We start from the raw sequence: 14,537 nt of genomic DNA, 5'->3' as shown, positions 1-14,537 counted from the left end.
TGAGGGCGACTGCCTCATCACTTCCGCGATGAGGTGGCGACACGGTAACAGGCTGCGCAAGGTCGACTACACCCGCCCCCGGAGTAATCAACCCTGCGTGAGCCTGCCCTACCCGATCGGCCGAATCGCCGTCAGCGGGCCCAGCGGCGTCCCGTGTCAGCGGCCGAGGGGCCCGACCTCGCGCGAGGCGATGAACTCCGGCCGCCTGCTGTTCGCGGCGAACGGTTCGACCAGCGTGTTCTCGACGCTGTTGAACACGAGGAAGATGTTCGACCGCGGATACGGGGTGATGTTGTTGCCCGAGCCGTGCATCATGTTCGCGTCGAACAGCAACGCCGACCCTGCGGGGCCGGTGAACTGGTCGATGCCGTGCTCGGCGGCGAGCGCGGTGATGTCGCGTTCGCTCGGCACGCCGATCTCCTGCTGCTGCAGCGACGTCCGGTAGTGCTCGTCCGGCGTCTCGCCGAGGCACTGCACGAACGTGCGGTGCGAGCCCGGCATCACCATCAACCCGCCGTTGAAGGGGTAGTTGTCGGTGAGCGCGATCGAGCAGCTCACGGCGCGCGGCCTCGGCATGCCGTCCTCGGCGTGCCACGTCTCGAAGTCGGAATGCCAGTAGAAACCGTTTCCGCGGAATCCCGGCATGTAGTTCACGCGACTCTGGTGCAGATAGACGTCGGATCCCAGAAGTTGCCGCACGCGGTAGAGGATGCGCGGATCACGGGCCAGTCGGTCGATCAGCTCGCTGATCCGGTGCACCTCGAAAACGGAACGAACCTCGCCCGAGGAGGGCTCGGTGACGACACGTTCGTCGGATTTGAGCTGCTCGTCCGACGACAGCCGCCCGAGCTCGGCCCAGTACTCCTGGACCTCGGCCGGCGAGATGAGGCCCTCGACGATCGTGTAGCCGTTCTCGTCGTGCGCCGCGAGGTCGGCGCTGCCGAAGGGGCCGTCACCTGCCGTTCCCCAGACGGTCGGGTCACCCCGGTCGAGCAGCCGCGCCTCGCCGCCGCGCAGTCGCGTCGGATAGGCGTCGGAAATGCGGGATTCGGTCGCGGTCTCGTACGCGAGAGTCACGTTCGCCTCCTACAATTTTCTCCACTCTGTCCTTTTCGGTCGTATCCGTCGCAGGAGCAGGACCGCGAGGTGCGGCCGTCCTGCGGCAGGCCGTGCAAAAGCGGGTACCCGGCCGGTGGGCGCCGTCGGCGACGACGCGGCCACACTGACCGGGTACCCGCGAATCAGGAGTGAAACGTCGCCCACGGCAACGGTTTCGATCGGCCGGCGGTGCCGGCCCGGGCTCAGTCCTCCTCGACGATGAGGGGGTAGACGCCGTCCTCGTCGTGCACCTCGCGGCCCGTGACGGGCGGGTTGAACACGCACACGGTCTTCATCTGCGTGCGCGGGCGCACCTGGTGCTTGTCGGCGTTGTTCAGCACGTAGATGGAACCGGGCTTGAGCTGGTGCACCTCGCCGGTCGCCTTGTCCTCGACCTCACCCTCGCCCTCGGTGATGAACACCGCCTCGATGTGGTTGGCGTACCAGAAGTCGTTGACGGTGCCCGCATACAGCGTGGTCTCGTGCACGGAGAAACCGAGCTTGTCCTTGGCCAGGACGATGCGCTTGCTGCGCCAGTTCTCGGTCTTGATGTCGGCTTCGGTGTCCGTGATCTCGTCGATGGTGCGGACGAACAAGGCGACTCCTTAGGTCGTGAGGTGTTCTGGGGGCGCGCGAGCCACCGCCCGGCCCCGTTATTCGAGCACAGGGCCGGGCGGTGGCTCCAGCAGGTCAGCTCCAGTGTCGTGGCCGCGTCAGCGGGCCAGCACCGACTCGACGGCGTCGGCGATGATCTCCAGTCCCTTGGTGAGGTCGTCGTCGGTGAGCGTCAGCGGCGGCAGCAGCTTGACGACCTCGTCGCTCGGGCCGGACGTCTCGAGCAGCAGGCCGCGGTCGAAGGCCGCCGCGGCGACCTTGCCTGCGGCCTCGGCGTTGCCGAACTCCAGACCGCGCGCCAGGCCGCGGCCCTTGGCGATCAGCTCGGCGTTCGGGTAGGCGTCGACGAGCTTGCCGAACTCGGTGGCGATGCGCTCGCCCTTGGCCTTGGTCGACTTCTGGAGCTCGTCGTCGGACCAGTAGGCGCGTAGCGCGGCGGAGGCCGTGACGAACGCGGGGCTGATGCCGCGGAACGTGCCGTTGTGCTCACCGGGCGACCAGACGTCGAGGTCCGGGCGCACGAGCGTGATCGCCATCGGCAGGCCGTAGCCGCCGATCGACTTGGACAGGCAGATCATGTCGGGCTCGATGCCGGCGTCCTCGAAGCTGAAGAACGGCCCGGTGCGGCCGCAGCCCATCTGCACGTCGTCGAGGATGAGCAGGATGCCGTGCTTCTTGCACAGGTCGGACAGGCCCTTGAGCCAGTCGAGGCGCGCGGCGTTGATGCCGCCCTCGCCCTGCACCGACTCGACGATCACTGCGGCCGGCTCGTTGAGGCCCGATCCGGAGTCCTCGAGGAGGCGCTCGAAGTAGAAGAAGTCGGGGAACTCGCCGTCGAAGTACTTGTCGAACGGCATCGGCGTGGCGTGCACGAGCGGGATGCCCGCGGCGCCGCGCTTCATGGAGTTACCGGTGACCGACAGCGCGCCGAGGGTCATGCCGTGGAAGGCGTTGGTGAAGTTGATGACCGACTCACGACCGGTGACCTTGCGGGCCAGCTTCAGCGCGGCCTCGACGGCGTTCGCACCGCCGGGACCGGGGAAGATGACCTTGTACTCCATGTTGCGGGGCGTCAGGATCGTGTCGTCGAGCGACTGGAGGAAGTCGCGCTTGGCGACGGTGTACATGTCCAGCGAGTGCGTCACGCCGTCGCGGGAGATGTAGTCGATGAGGGCCTGCTTCAGCACGGGGTTGTTGTGCCCGTAGTTCAGGGCACCCGCGCCGGCGAAGAAGTCGAGGTACGGCTTGCCGTCTCGGTGTAGAGCCAGCTGCCCTGCGCCTTGTCGAAGACGACGGGCCAGCCACGGCTGTAGCTGCGCACCTCGGACTCGAGCTTTTCGAAGATGCTCACGTGTTTTCAGCTCCTGCTATTGGAGGCAAATCTGATGATTGTGTGGGGGGCGGACGTCGCGCGGGCGCGGTTCAGCCGGCGGGGACGTTCAGCGGACCGACGCGGAAGAGGTCTTCCGGTTCGTGCGGCGGGTCCGGGAATTCGTCGGCCGCCAGGAACTCGGACCGTTCCAGCGTCGCGTCCCACCGCTTGGCGAAGGAGGCGAACAACCCGATGGACGCCTCGTTGTCCGGGGTGATGGTGGTGTCGAGGTACCGGACACCGTCGGCGACCGCTCGCTCGAACAGGGCGTCCAGCATCTTCCCTGCGAGACCGCGGCCGCGCTGGGAGTCGTCGACCGCGACCTGCCACACCAGCAACGAATCGGGCGTGGCCGGCCTTCGATAGCCGATCACGAATCCTACGGGGCTCCCGTCGACGCGGGCGACGACAGATGTGTCGGCGAAATCACGGCACCACAGCAAGTAGGCGTAGGACGAGTTCAGGTCCAGCTTTTGTGAATCACGCGCTATTCGCCAGAGGGCCCCGCCGTCATCCGCCGCAGGGGGTTCGATGACCACGTTGCCCGCCGAATCATTATCGCCGTTGGCACGCTTTGTGTGCTTTCCGGACATATTCAAGCAACATAACAGGTCACGGTTTCCGATTCAGCTCGACGCGGTCACGATCACCCGATCAACCTGCAACAACACAGAAACCCGGGTGACGATGGCGACAGCGAGCTACCGATCTTGACACCGCCTGTGCTAGTTACGGCAGCGTTGCCTGGCGGTTCCCTGCCGCGGTGACAGGCCGCATGACCGGCACCGCGTCCAGCGACGCGGCCACGGTAACGAGCGTGGCCGCCGGTGCGCGAGGTGTCAACGGGTGACGACGCTCCGTGACGATCCGGGCGGTCCGAGCACCGTGTGTGGCCCGTGACCACGTCATACGCGCGACCGCGTCCCGTGTCGACGTGTCAAGATGGAGACATGGCCACCAAGCTCAACCTCACCGGCGACGCCGCCGCCGACGCGCTGCTGTCCGAGAATCCGTTCGCACTGCTCAGCGGCATGCTTCTGGATCAGCAGGTGGCGATGGAGGTCGCCTTCGCCGGGCCGAAGAAGCTCGACGAGCGGATGGACGGTTTCGACGTCCACAAGATCGCCGAGACCGACGTCGACGCGTTCGTGGAGCTGTGCGTGGCCAAGCCGGCGATCCACCGCTACGGCGGCTCGATGGGCAAGCGGCTGCACGCACTGGCCCGGTTCGTCGTCGACCACTACGACGGCGACACGACGGCGCTCTGGACGTTCGGCGACCCCGACGGCCGCGAGGTCCTCAAACGCCTCAAGGCGCTGCCCGGTTTCGGCGACCAGAAGGCGCGGATCTTCCTGGCGCTGCTGGGAAAGCAGCTCGGCGTGACCCCGGAGGGGTGGCGCGAGGCCGCCGGCGCGTACGGCGAGGACGGGGCGCGCCGCTCCATCGCCGACGTCGTCGACCCGAACACGCTCGCCGAGGTGCGCGACTTCAAACGCGCCCAGAAGGCGGCCGCCAAGAAGTAACCCCGGGCCCAGGGCCGGCTTCAGGGCCGGTTCGAGCGCCGGAGCAGGACCCCTTTGACGAACGCGGCCTGACCGGCGTGCTGCATGGTGTCGCCGATGACGCTGACGAGCCGCACGCCGAGGGTCACGGGCGGGTCCCATGCGTCGTCGATGACGACGTCGAGGTCGGGGTCGGTGATGCGGCCGATGACGTCGACGGTCTGCGCGTGGACGGCGTCGTGGTAGTCCACGAGCACCGCGGGGTCGCTGACCACGACGGCGGCGACGTCGGCGCTGGAATGGCCGTAGCCGATGTCGCCGGGCGGGAACGGCAACGCGAACCGGTCGGTCCAGCCGTCCGCCGTCCAGCGTTGCTCGATCCCGGCGGCACCGGCGACGTGGTCGTCCTGCACGCGGGTCAGGTGCCACACGAGCCAGCCGATGGAGTTGGCGTCGGCGTCCAGCCGGTGGGCCAGCGCGTTCGCGTCCAGTCCGTCGACGACGTCGTGCACGAGTTCCTGGACGCGGTCGAAGGCGTCGGTCAGCAGCTCAACACTTCCCATGGCCGTAATTGTGTTCGCCGTGGGCCGTGCCCGCCTGCTACGAACGAACCATGGATCTGACGGAGGACCGGTTCCACGCGCTGGCGCGGTCGGCGCCGTGGCGATGGCGGTCCCTGCGCTTCACGGTGGACCCGCGTCGCACCGGCGAGCCGACCGTGCGCGCATGGGTCCGGAAGCCGGGCAGGCTGCGGGTCGAGGACTTCGACGGCACCGTCATGCACCGCACCGCCGACCCGGACGTGGCCGAGCCGCCCGCCGTCGATCCCGATGCCCTCGACGACCACGGACTCCTGGCGGACCATCCGGATCGGCTGCCCGTGTACCGGTTCGACTTCGAACCGCCGATGTACCAGGACTACCGGTGGGTTGCGATGCTCGACCCGTACGAGCTCGCCACCGGCCGCGACGACGACGGCGCAGCCGTGGTGGGCACGGAGATCCTCGATCTCGCGGCCGTCGAGCACCACGGCCGGCCCGCGTGGCAGGCGCGCCTGCGCCCGACCCGCTGGTACGACCCGCGCTGCGGCTGCTGTCCGCTGCTGTTCTCGGCGGAGTCGGAGGCAGCCGAGAACCACGAACCGGCGCCCGGCACGGTGTTCGCCGACTCCTATCTCGTCCGCCTCGACACGGAAACGGGCGTGTGCGTCTACTCCGAGGACCTCGGAGGGAGCTCCGCCGGCCAGGGACACGACCTGGTCATCGAGGCCGTCGACGAGCACCTGCCGGACAACCTCTTCGGCCCACTTCGCACCCGCCGAGGCGTGGGCCCCACCGCCGCGACGGCGTACGGGGACGACCCCACGCCCCGCTTCACCGCCCTCCCGGACTAGAAGTGCTCCCGAGGGCCCTTTGGTCGCGTTGAACGCAACCAAAGGGCCCTTGGGAGTGCCAACACGGCGTCGTGGAGCACCAACACGGCGACGTGGGGTGCCAACACGGTGTCGTGAGGTGCTGACACGGCGTCGTGGGGTGCTGACACGGCTCAGGGGGCGAGGGTGGCGTCGACTGCGGCGGGGCTGAGGGTGGCGTCGGCGACCAGGCCGGCCAGCCCGACGAACGCGCCGTCCTCCCCGAGTTCGGATCCGGACACCTCCAGGCCGCGCAATGCGCTGGCGTGCGCGTACTCCTCGACAGCCTTGCGGACGGCTTCGAGGAACGGCGGCAGAATGCCCACGGCGCCGCCGACGCGCACGAACCGCGGATTGATGATCGTCACGACGGTGGCCAGCACGGTCCCGACGAGATGTCCGGCCTCGGCGGCGGCGCGCACGGCGTCGCCGCGGCCGTCGGCGACCCGCCGCACCACGTCGTCCATCGACCGGACGCCCACCGCCCGCAGGTCGCGCACCAGCGCCGACCCGCTGGCGTTGGCGGCGACGCACCCGCGGCGTCCGCAGCCGCATCGGCGGTCGCTTCCCTCGATGCGCATGTGCCCCATCTCGCCCGCGGTGCCGCTCTCACCGCGGTGGATCCGCCCCGATACGACAACCCCCGCGCCGATCCCGGTGCCGACCTTGACGCCGAGGACCGTCGAATCCGGACGGCCCATGGCGCAGTAGTCGCCGAACGCCAACGCGTTGGCGTCGTTCTCCAACAGCACGGGCACGCCGAAGGCGTCCTCGAACGGATCCCGCAGCGTGCGCCCGTTCCAGTCGGGCATGGTCGGCGGCGCGACCGTGACCCCGCGCTCGTGGTCGATCTGCCCCGGCAGCGACAGCGCCATCGCCCGCAGCGCACCGGTCCGCCCGGTGCGTGACAACAACTCCCGGCCGGCGTCCAACAGCATCGGGACGACGTCGTCGGGGCGGTGCCGCACGGGCAGCCGGTGCGTCTCGCGTGCCGCGACGCTGCCGCGCAGGTCGGTCACGGCGAGCGCCGCGTGGCTCTGTCCGAGGTCGACGGTCAGCGCGGCGGAGGTCTCGTCGTCCACCTCGAGCAGCTCCGCACGCCGGCCGCCGCTCGAGTCGCGATGCCCCGACGCGCGCACGAAGCCCTGCCTGCGCAGCGCGTCGAGTCGTTCGACGAGGGTCACGCGTGACAGGCCGATGCGCTCCTGCAGTTCCTGCCTGGTCATCGGGCCGTGCGCACGCAGCACCGCCAGCACGTGCCCCGGCGAGGTCGCGCTCGGCGGATTCGCCGACTGGTTCGTCACCACGTCTCCCCTCGTCCGCGCCCGCAGTGGCCTCACCGACATTGACAATCTCCCCCACCCTACTTATGTTAACGACCCTGACAAAAGTCTGTAACATCCGAGCGCGAAGAGACGGCGATGCGTGGCGGCCGGTCGCGGCTCTCCCGCCGCACGTTCCTGCGCGCCACCGGTGCCGCGGGCGCCCTCGCCGCGACGAGTGGACTCGCCGGCTGCACCGGCTTCGCCACCACGGGCGGTGGCGGCATGGTCTTCCTGTCCACGCAGTTCCGTCCGGTCAACGAGGCCGAGGCGTTCCGCTCCACCCTCGCCAAGACCATCGACGACGTCAGCTACGTGACCATCGAGGAGGGTCCGTTCGCGGGCCAGGTGCGCAGCCAGGTCGACGCGGGCGCCACCCAGATGGGCCTGCTCGGCGGACTCCACGGTGATCTCACCCCACTCGCCGACGGCCACCTCGAGGACGTCACCGATCTACTCGACGAGCTCGGCGACCGCGGGTTCCCCGCCGACTACGTCGATCTCGCCCGGTCCGGCACCGATCGCGTCTGGTACATCCCGTGGGCCGACGCCAGCTACGTTCTCGCCGCGCACGCCGATGCGCTCGAGCACCTGCCTCCGGGCGCCGATGCCGACTCGTTGACCTACGACCAGTTCCTCGACTGGGCCATCGCGGCTCGCCGCGCCAACGGCGGTCGTCCCATGCTGGGCCTGCCCCTCGGCCCAGAGGGCCTGTTCCACCGTTTCACACAGGGATACCTGCTGCCGTCGTTCACCGGTGGGCAGATCACGACGTTCCGTTCGCCGGAGGCGGTCGACGCGTGGGAGTACCTGCGCGAGCTGTGGGCCAACTGCAATCCCGCCAGCACCACCTACGACTTCATGCAGGAGCCCCTCGAGACCGGCGAGGTGCGGATGACCTGGGACCACGTCGTCCGCCTCGTCGAGGCGCCGGAACGCGACCCGGAGAACTGGCGCATGTTGCCGGCGCCGCGCGGGGAACACGGTCTCGGTTACATGGCGGTGCTCGCGGGCCTGGCGATCCCCAAGGGCAGCACCGATCCCGAGCTCGCGCGTGCCACGATCCGGGCCCTGACCACGCCCGAGGCCCAGCTGGACGTGTTGCGCTCCAACGGCTTCTTCCCCGTCGTCGACACCGACATCCCCGACGACCTGCCGCCCGCCATCCGGCTCGAGGCCGACGCGGTCGCCAAGCAGAAGGCCGCCGACGACGCGATCCTGTCGCTGCCACCGGTGGGTCTGGGCGAACGGGAAGGCGAGGTCAGCAAGGTCTTCCAGGACTCGTTCCGGGCCATCGTCCTCGGCGGTGCCGACATCCGGTCCACTCTGGACACGCAGGCCCGGGTGCTGCAGAACGTGCTATCCGAACTGAACGTCCCGTGCTGGGCGCCGGATCCGCCCGCCGACCGCTGCGAGGTGGGCTGAGATGCGTGGTGCGCTGCTGCGCTCGCCGTGGCTGCTGCTGACACCGTCGATCGTGCTGCTGCTCGCCCTGTTCGGCTGGCCGCTCGTGTCCGGCGTACTCGCCGCGTTCACCCAGGACGGCGGGTTCACGCTCGCTCATTGGCAGCGCCTCTTCGGCGACCCGTACTTCTTCGAGGCGCTCCGCAACACAGTGCTGCTGATCGTCATCGTCGTGCCGGTGCAGCTCGTACTGGCGGTCGCGATGTCGCTGCTCATCCAGGCCAAGCCCCGGTTCGCGAGCGGGCACTTCTACCTGTGGTGCATTCCGCTGGCAATCTCCGAGCTGGCCGCCGGACTGGTGTGGCTGTCCATTTTCGACGGCCGTGGCTACCTCAACTCGCTGTTGGTGTCGCTGGGCCTGTCCGAGCACGGTGTGCAGTGGCTGAGCTACGACAACACCTTCACGATGCTGCTCACCGTCGTGCTCGCCGAGATCTGGCGCGCCACCTCGCTGGTGTTCGTCATCGTGGTCGCCGGCGTGCAGATGGTGCCGCGCGAGTACGACGAGGCAGCGCAGGTGTTCGGCGCCTCGTTCTGGCAACGGCTGCGACACGTGACGTTGCCACTGCTCAAGCCGAGCCTGCAGGTGGCGCTGATCCTGCGCACCATTCTGGCGCTCCAGGCGTTCGCCGTGGCGCAGGCGCTCACCGGACGCGACTTCCCGCTGCTGGTCGGCGAGACCTACGAGTGGTATGTCGGCCTGCAGAACCCGGCCGTCGCCAGCGCCGTCGCCCTCGTCGTCCTCGGCCTGTCGCTCGGCACAGCCGTGTTGTACCTGCGCACGGTCCGCAACCCGGCGGAGGCGGCCACATGAACCCCACAACACCGTCGACCCGCTCGACACCACAGCCGGCGCGGCGGGAGCTGCCGCCCGTCGACCGGACACCGCTGCGCAGGCGCCGCACCCGCGCCGCCTGGGTGCAGTTCGCCTGCATCCTCGTGTCGCTGTTCATGGCGCTGCCGATCGTCCTCATCGGGCTGTCGGCCCTGTCCTCCCGATCGCGCTCGGCGAGTTCCCCAAACCCCTCGTGCCCTCGGAACTGTCCACCGAGACGCTGCAGGCGTTCCTGCAGGCAACCGGCACGTTCCCCGCGTTCGGCAACTCGCTGCTGGTCGGGCTCTACACCGTGTTCTGGTCGCTCGTCGTCGGCGCGCCCGCCGGCTACGCGCTCGCCCGGTACGCCTTCCGCGGCAAGGAGCCGTACCAGGTGTTCATCCTCCTCGTCCGCGCGCTGCCGATCGTCGTGCTGTCGGTGCCGCTGGCGACCCTGTTCCTCCAGTTCGGCGTCTACGACACCGTGTTCGCCGTGACGCTCGTGCACACCGTCCTCGCTCTGCCCACCACCGTGCTGATCACGGCGAGCATCTTCGTGTCGGTGCCCCGCGACGTCGAGGAGGCCGCGCAGATCTTCGGCTGCACCCGGTGGCAGGCCGCACGCCGCGTTGTGCTCCCGTTGGCGCTGCCCGGGCTCGCGGCGTCGTCGATCTTCACCTTCGTCCTGTCGTGGAACGAGATTCTCGGCGCCACGGTCGTGACGCTGGGCCACCGCACCCTGCCCGCCCAGGTCCTGACGGCCCTGGCCGAGGCGTCCCAGGCGTATCGATTCGCCGGCGGGTTCGCCCTGATCCTGCCTGCGCTGCTGTTCATCTTCGTGATGCGCCGTTACCTCGTGAACATGTGGGGAACGACGTTGCGTTGAGAACCGAACGACCGACCGGACCGGTGAGGCGTCCGATGACCGAACAAGCAACCGCACCGAAGGGAGGGGCCGCATGGCCGAGGTGATCCTGCGGGACCTGGCCAAGACCTATCCCGGCGGCACGTCGAGGGCGACCGACGAGGTGTCCCTCGAGATCGGCGACGGCGAGTTCATGGTGCTGCTCGGCCCGTCGGGCTGCGGCAAGACGACGCTGCTGCGCATGATCGCCGGACTCGAACTGCCCGACGCCGGTCAGATCGTCATCGGCGACCGCGACGTCACCTATGCCGAACCGCGCAGGCGCAACCTGTCGATGGTGTTCCAGAGCTACGCGGTGTTCCCCAACAAGCGGGTGCGCGACAACATCGGGTTCGGCCTGCGGATGCACGGCGTCGACCCCGACGAGATCGCGCGAAAGGTCGCCTGGGCGGCCGACCTGTTGCAGCTGACGCCGTATCTCGACCGATACCCGGCGAAACTGTCGGGCGGCCAGCGGCAGCGCGTGGCCGTCGCCCGCGCGATCGTCATGGACGCCGACGTGCTGCTGATGGACGAACCGCTGTCGAACCTCGACGCACTGCTGCGATTGTCGTTCCGCGCGGAGCTGAAGAAGCTCGTCGAACAGCTGGGCACCACCACCGTGTACGTGACGCACGACCAGGTGGAGGCTCTGTCGCTGGGAGACCGGGTCGCCGTGATGCGCGACGGCAAGATCGTCCAATGTGGATCGCCCACCGACGTGTACGACGAACCCGCCACCGAGTTCGTCGGCGGCTTCCTCGGCAGTCCACCCATGAACTTCCTCACGGGCGTCGTGGCCGACACCGACGACGGACCTAGACTGGACCTCGGCGGGCAGTCCCTGCCCGTGCCCGCGGAGTTGGCGGAGCACGCAGGCCAATCCCTGAAACTGGGCGTGCGCCCCGAGGCCGTCGACGTCATCGGGGTCGGCGGTTCCGGGGAGGTCCCTGCCGACGTGCTCAGCGGAGAGTTGCAGGTGCTCGAACCACTGGGCTCCTCGACCCTGCTGACGACCGAGATCTGCGGGCAGACGGTCAAGGTCTCCGCCCCGCCCACGTTCCGGGCCGAGCCCGGCGGCGTGCTGGTCCTGCGTCTGCCCGACGAAGCGTGCCGCTGGTACGACCCCGAAACGTCTCTGCTCTTGGAGGTCCGGTGACCACCGCCACCGGCAACCGCGCCGCATACAGACCCGCGAACCTGGCAGCCAGGGCGGCCATGGTGCTGCGCGACAACGACACCGGCAATCTCGTGACCGCGTCGCCGCGGTTGTACCCGCACATGTGGAGCTGGGACGCCGCGTTCATCTCGATGGGTCTGGCCCACCTCGACGTCGCGCGCGCGACGCGGGAGCTCGACACGTTGCTGGCCGCCCAGTGGCGCGACGGGATGATCCCGCACATCGTCTTCACCGGCGACAACGACTACTTCCCCGGTCCCGACCGGTGGGGCACCGACGACGCGCCGCAGCGCCCGGACGGCGTCCGCACCTCCGGCATCTGCCAGCCGCCGGTGCACGCGATCGCACTGCGCCGCATCATCGACACCGCACGCCGGACCTCGGCCGCCGACGCCGTCGTCGCCCAGGGATTCGCCGCGCGTGCCTGGGACGCGCTGTACCGCTGGCACCGCTGGATCGTGCGCCACCGCATGCCCGGCGACGCGCACGGACTCGTGACGATCGTGCACGGCTGGGAGTCCGGGATGGACAACTCGCCGCGCTGGGACTCGGCCTACGCCGGTGTCCACCCCGGACCCGACCTGCCGCCGTACGTGCGGCTCGACGTGCTCAAGGTCGACGACCCCGGCGAGCGGCCCAGCGACGACGAGTACGACCGCTACCTGTGGCTCATCGAGCAGATGCGCCGCGCCGACTACAACCCGGACAAGGTCGTCGAGACCTCGGCGTTCCTGGTGGGCGACGTGTTCATCACGGCCGTGTTCGCGCTGGCCTCCGACAACCTCGCCGAGGTCGGCGAGGAGATCGGCGCCGACGCCGAACAGGTCGCCGAGCTGCGCGGCTGGGCCGAGCGCGCCCGTGCCGCGACCGCGGCCAGCTGCGACCCCGACACCGGCATGGCCCGCGACCGCGACGTCCGCGCCGGCCGGTGGGTCGCCACCGACTCGATCGCCGGCTTCTCGCCGCTGCTGTGCGGCGGCCTGCCCGCCGACGTCGAACAGCAGTTGATCGCCACGCTCGACAGCCCGCGTTGGTCCGGACACCCGGACCTGCTCGCGGCCGTGCCTACGTCGGTGTCGCCGGACTCGCCCGACTTCGATCCGCGGCAGTACTGGCGCGGGCCGCAGTGGCCTGTCGTCACCTGGCTGTTCGGCTGGGCGTTCGGCCGGCGCGGGTGGGAACGGCACGCGAGCGAGTTCCGCGCCCAGGGCGTGTACCTCGCCTCGGACGGCGCGTTCGGCGAGTACTACGAACCGTTCACCGGCAAGCCGCTGGGCAGCACCAACCAGTCGTGGACGGCTGCCGTCGTCCTCGACTGGCTGTGCAGCGTGTGACCGGCGCCCCGGCTACGAGGTCAGGAACAGCACGAGCTGCACCTGCAGCTCACCGCACAGACCACCCAGCAACGCACCGGTCATGATCAGGATCCACTCGTCCTGTTGGAACGCCGGACGCAGCAGTCCCTCGAACTCCTCGTCGTCGAGTTCGCGCATCTTCGTGATCAACGTGCCGCGGATGTCCATCGCGTCGGCGGCGTAGGTCTCGACGTAGCGGAGCGTCTCGGGTAATCGGGACATCACCGATCCGGCGATGGCGTCCTTGAGCTCGCGGTACTGACTGCCGCCCATCGCGAGCAGCACCAGCGGTTTCGCGACTCCCGTGTGCCGGGCCAACTCCTGGTCGACCTGCTGCTGGATCATCGACAGCACGCGGTCGGACATCGGCCCGCGCAGCACCGCGTCGATGACGTTGGGGGGCGTGATGATCTCGTCGGCGATCAGCGCGGCGTAGGCGTCGGTGACCTCGTCGCGCCGTTTGACGAACAACCCCTGCCACGTGACGCCGAAGTACTTCTTCGGTTTCACCGGCCGGAAGATCATCTTCAGTGCGATCCAGTCGGTGAACCAACCGATGAACAGACCGAAGATCGGCATCACGATCGGGATGCGCAGCACCAGCCACACGATCATCTGCAGGATGCCGATCGCGAAGCCGAACAGCACGCCCGAGCGGCTGATGAACCGGAACTCCTTCTCGCCCGCCTCCAGGAAGATGCGGTTGAGCAGCTCCTTGTCCTTGACGAGGTTGGTGACGACCATGTCCTTGAGGTCGAACACCGAGTCGACGTCGGCCTTGATCTGTTCGGTCACGGCCGCGACCATCTTGGGCGCCTCGTTCTGCACCCTGCGGATCACGAGCTTGCGTGCGCGGACGGGCAGGGCCTCCCACAGCCCGGGCTGGTAGCGCTCGGCGACGTCGACGACGATCTCGCCGACCGCTTCGCGCAGCGGCGCCTCGATCTCCTTGCCGATGCGGTCCGGATCGAGCCGTTCGACGATGTCGCGCGGGGAGATGAGCTGCTCGGTCATCGTGTCGACCGCGATACCGGCCATCCGCGCCGCGCGTCTGGGCACGATGCCCTGCCAGCCGAACAACGGTTTGCCGCGCCACCGGATTCCCCGGAACTCCAGGGGTTCGAACATCATCCGGATCGCGACGAGCTTGGTCGCCCAGCCGATCAGTGCCGCGACGATCGGGATCGAGATGTAGATGGGCCAGTGTTCGACGAAGTCGTCGACGAGCCCGAGCAGGTATTCGCCCACCGATCACCGCCACACCTGTCGATACCAGCGCCCGCCCCGTCGCCGACGCTGGCGGGCATGATCACACGGCCGGGTGTACGACCGCTAGTGGTACACACCCACGCCGCTCGAGTACTCCCAAGGGCCCCATAGTTGCTCCGACCCGTCTCCCACCCCCACCCAAACGGACACGCTCCGCGTGGCTGCACTCGATTCCACGCAGCCATGGGGCCGTTGGGTGCATCGAGTGGGGGGAAGACCTACGGGGCGCAG

13 protein-coding genes and 1 pseudogene are annotated in these 14,537 nt (G+C 68.9%); 7 read left to right on the top strand and 7 right to left on the bottom strand.

Going from position 1 to position 14,537, the window contains the following annotated elements:
* Window positions 1-156: 156 nt before the first annotated feature.
* The 4 genes and pseudogenes from thpD to ectA form a co-directional block, all read right to left on the bottom strand.
* Window positions 157-1,077 carry an ectoine hydroxylase gene (gene thpD / locus BJF85_RS04350; RefSeq protein WP_075845869.1) on the bottom strand — a complete coding sequence of 307 codons (921 nt, stop codon included), beginning with the start codon at window positions 1,075-1,077 and terminating at the stop codon, window positions 157-159.
* A 224-nt stretch (window positions 1,078-1,301) separates the two neighbouring features.
* A complete protein-coding gene (locus BJF85_RS04345) occupies window positions 1,302-1,694 on the bottom strand; it encodes an ectoine synthase (RefSeq protein ID WP_075845868.1) in 393 nt (130 codons plus the stop codon).
* Between the two features lie 117 nt (window positions 1,695-1,811).
* A pseudogene (ectB, locus tag BJF85_RS04340) lies at window positions 1,812-3,064 on the bottom strand (diaminobutyrate--2-oxoglutarate transaminase).
* A gap of 71 nt (window positions 3,065-3,135) precedes the next feature.
* The gene (gene ectA / locus BJF85_RS04335) at window positions 3,136-3,678 is read right to left on the bottom strand and encodes a diaminobutyrate acetyltransferase (RefSeq protein WP_075845867.1); all 543 of its coding nucleotides are present in this window, start codon (window positions 3,676-3,678) and stop codon (window positions 3,136-3,138) included.
* Window positions 3,679-4,035: 357 nt separating this feature from the next.
* Between ectA and BJF85_RS04330 the strand changes: the two genes are divergently transcribed.
* Window positions 4,036-4,608, top strand: coding sequence for an HhH-GPD-type base excision DNA repair protein (locus BJF85_RS04330; RefSeq protein ID WP_075845866.1), 573 nt, complete (start codon window positions 4,036-4,038; stop codon window positions 4,606-4,608).
* Window positions 4,609-4,628: 20 nt separating this feature from the next.
* Here BJF85_RS04330 and BJF85_RS04325 read toward each other — a convergent pair whose 3' ends face one another.
* Entirely contained in the window at window positions 4,629-5,150 is a 522-nt protein-coding gene (locus BJF85_RS04325; RefSeq protein ID WP_075845865.1) for a DUF664 domain-containing protein, read from the bottom strand.
* A gap of 50 nt (window positions 5,151-5,200) precedes the next feature.
* Between BJF85_RS04325 and BJF85_RS04320 the strand changes: the two genes are divergently transcribed.
* Window positions 5,201-5,980, top strand: a complete 780-nt coding sequence (locus BJF85_RS04320; RefSeq protein ID WP_075845864.1) for a hypothetical protein — start codon at window positions 5,201-5,203, stop codon at window positions 5,978-5,980.
* A 152-nt stretch (window positions 5,981-6,132) separates the two neighbouring features.
* Here the strand turns inward: BJF85_RS04320 and BJF85_RS04315 are convergent, their stop codons facing one another.
* Complete coding sequence (locus tag BJF85_RS04315) at window positions 6,133-7,302, bottom strand: ROK family transcriptional regulator (RefSeq protein WP_075845912.1); 1,170 nt, start codon at window positions 7,300-7,302, stop codon at window positions 6,133-6,135.
* A 117-nt stretch (window positions 7,303-7,419) separates the two neighbouring features.
* On the opposite strand from BJF85_RS04315, the gene BJF85_RS04310 reads away from it, so the two are divergent.
* From BJF85_RS04310 to BJF85_RS04290, 5 genes are all read left to right on the top strand, one after another.
* Window positions 7,420-8,745, top strand: coding sequence for an ABC transporter substrate-binding protein (locus BJF85_RS04310; RefSeq protein WP_075845863.1), 1,326 nt, complete (start codon window positions 7,420-7,422; stop codon window positions 8,743-8,745).
* Between the two features lies 1 nt (window position 8,746).
* Window positions 8,747-9,598: a carbohydrate ABC transporter permease gene (locus tag BJF85_RS04305; protein WP_075845862.1), complete on the top strand. Its 852-nt coding sequence runs from the start codon at window positions 8,747-8,749 to the stop codon at window positions 9,596-9,598.
* 214 nt (window positions 9,599-9,812) lie between these two features.
* On the top strand, window positions 9,813-10,484 hold the full coding sequence (locus BJF85_RS04300; RefSeq protein ID WP_255375380.1) for a carbohydrate ABC transporter permease: 672 nt from the start codon (window positions 9,813-9,815) through the stop codon (window positions 10,482-10,484).
* Window positions 10,485-10,557: 73 nt separating this feature from the next.
* Window positions 10,558-11,661 carry an ABC transporter ATP-binding protein gene (locus tag BJF85_RS04295; RefSeq protein WP_075845861.1) on the top strand — a complete coding sequence of 368 codons (1,104 nt, stop codon included), beginning with the start codon at window positions 10,558-10,560 and terminating at the stop codon, window positions 11,659-11,661.
* Entirely contained in the window at window positions 11,658-13,016 is a 1,359-nt protein-coding gene (locus tag BJF85_RS04290; protein WP_187346861.1) for a glycogen debranching protein, read from the top strand. The genes BJF85_RS04295 and BJF85_RS04290 overlap by 4 nt, the downstream gene beginning before the upstream one ends.
* Before the next feature lie 12 nt (window positions 13,017-13,028).
* On the opposite strand, the gene BJF85_RS04285 is transcribed toward BJF85_RS04290, so the two are convergent.
* The gene (locus BJF85_RS04285) at window positions 13,029-14,285 is read right to left on the bottom strand and encodes a DUF445 family protein (RefSeq protein ID WP_075845860.1); all 1,257 of its coding nucleotides are present in this window, start codon (window positions 14,283-14,285) and stop codon (window positions 13,029-13,031) included.
* Window positions 14,286-14,537 lie beyond the last annotated feature (252 nt).

Source organism: Saccharomonospora sp. CUA-673, assembly GCF_001942305.1.
In the GTDB taxonomy this organism is placed as follows: Bacteria; Actinomycetota; Actinomycetes; order Mycobacteriales; family Pseudonocardiaceae; genus Prauserella.
Note: the sequence above shows the minus strand (reverse complement) of the source record. Positions and strands in the feature narration are given on the sequence as shown.

Excerpts from the sequence above, each read along its gene's own strand:
- ectA (WP_075845867.1), bottom strand. The coding sequence starts at position 3,678 with ATGTCCGGAAAGCACACAAAGCGTGCCAACGGCGATAATGATTCGGCG.
- BJF85_RS04330 (WP_075845866.1), top strand. The coding sequence starts at position 4,036 with ATGGCCACCAAGCTCAACCTCACCGGCGACGCCGCCGCCGACGCGCTG.
- BJF85_RS04325 (WP_075845865.1), bottom strand. The coding sequence starts at position 5,150 with ATGGGAAGTGTTGAGCTGCTGACCGACGCCTTCGACCGCGTCCAGGAA.
- BJF85_RS04320 (WP_075845864.1), top strand. The coding sequence starts at position 5,201 with ATGGATCTGACGGAGGACCGGTTCCACGCGCTGGCGCGGTCGGCGCCG.
- BJF85_RS04310 (WP_075845863.1), top strand. The coding sequence starts at position 7,420 with ATGCGTGGCGGCCGGTCGCGGCTCTCCCGCCGCACGTTCCTGCGCGCC.
- BJF85_RS04305 (WP_075845862.1), top strand. The coding sequence starts at position 8,747 with ATGCGTGGTGCGCTGCTGCGCTCGCCGTGGCTGCTGCTGACACCGTCG.
- BJF85_RS04295 (WP_075845861.1), top strand. The coding sequence starts at position 10,558 with ATGGCCGAGGTGATCCTGCGGGACCTGGCCAAGACCTATCCCGGCGGC.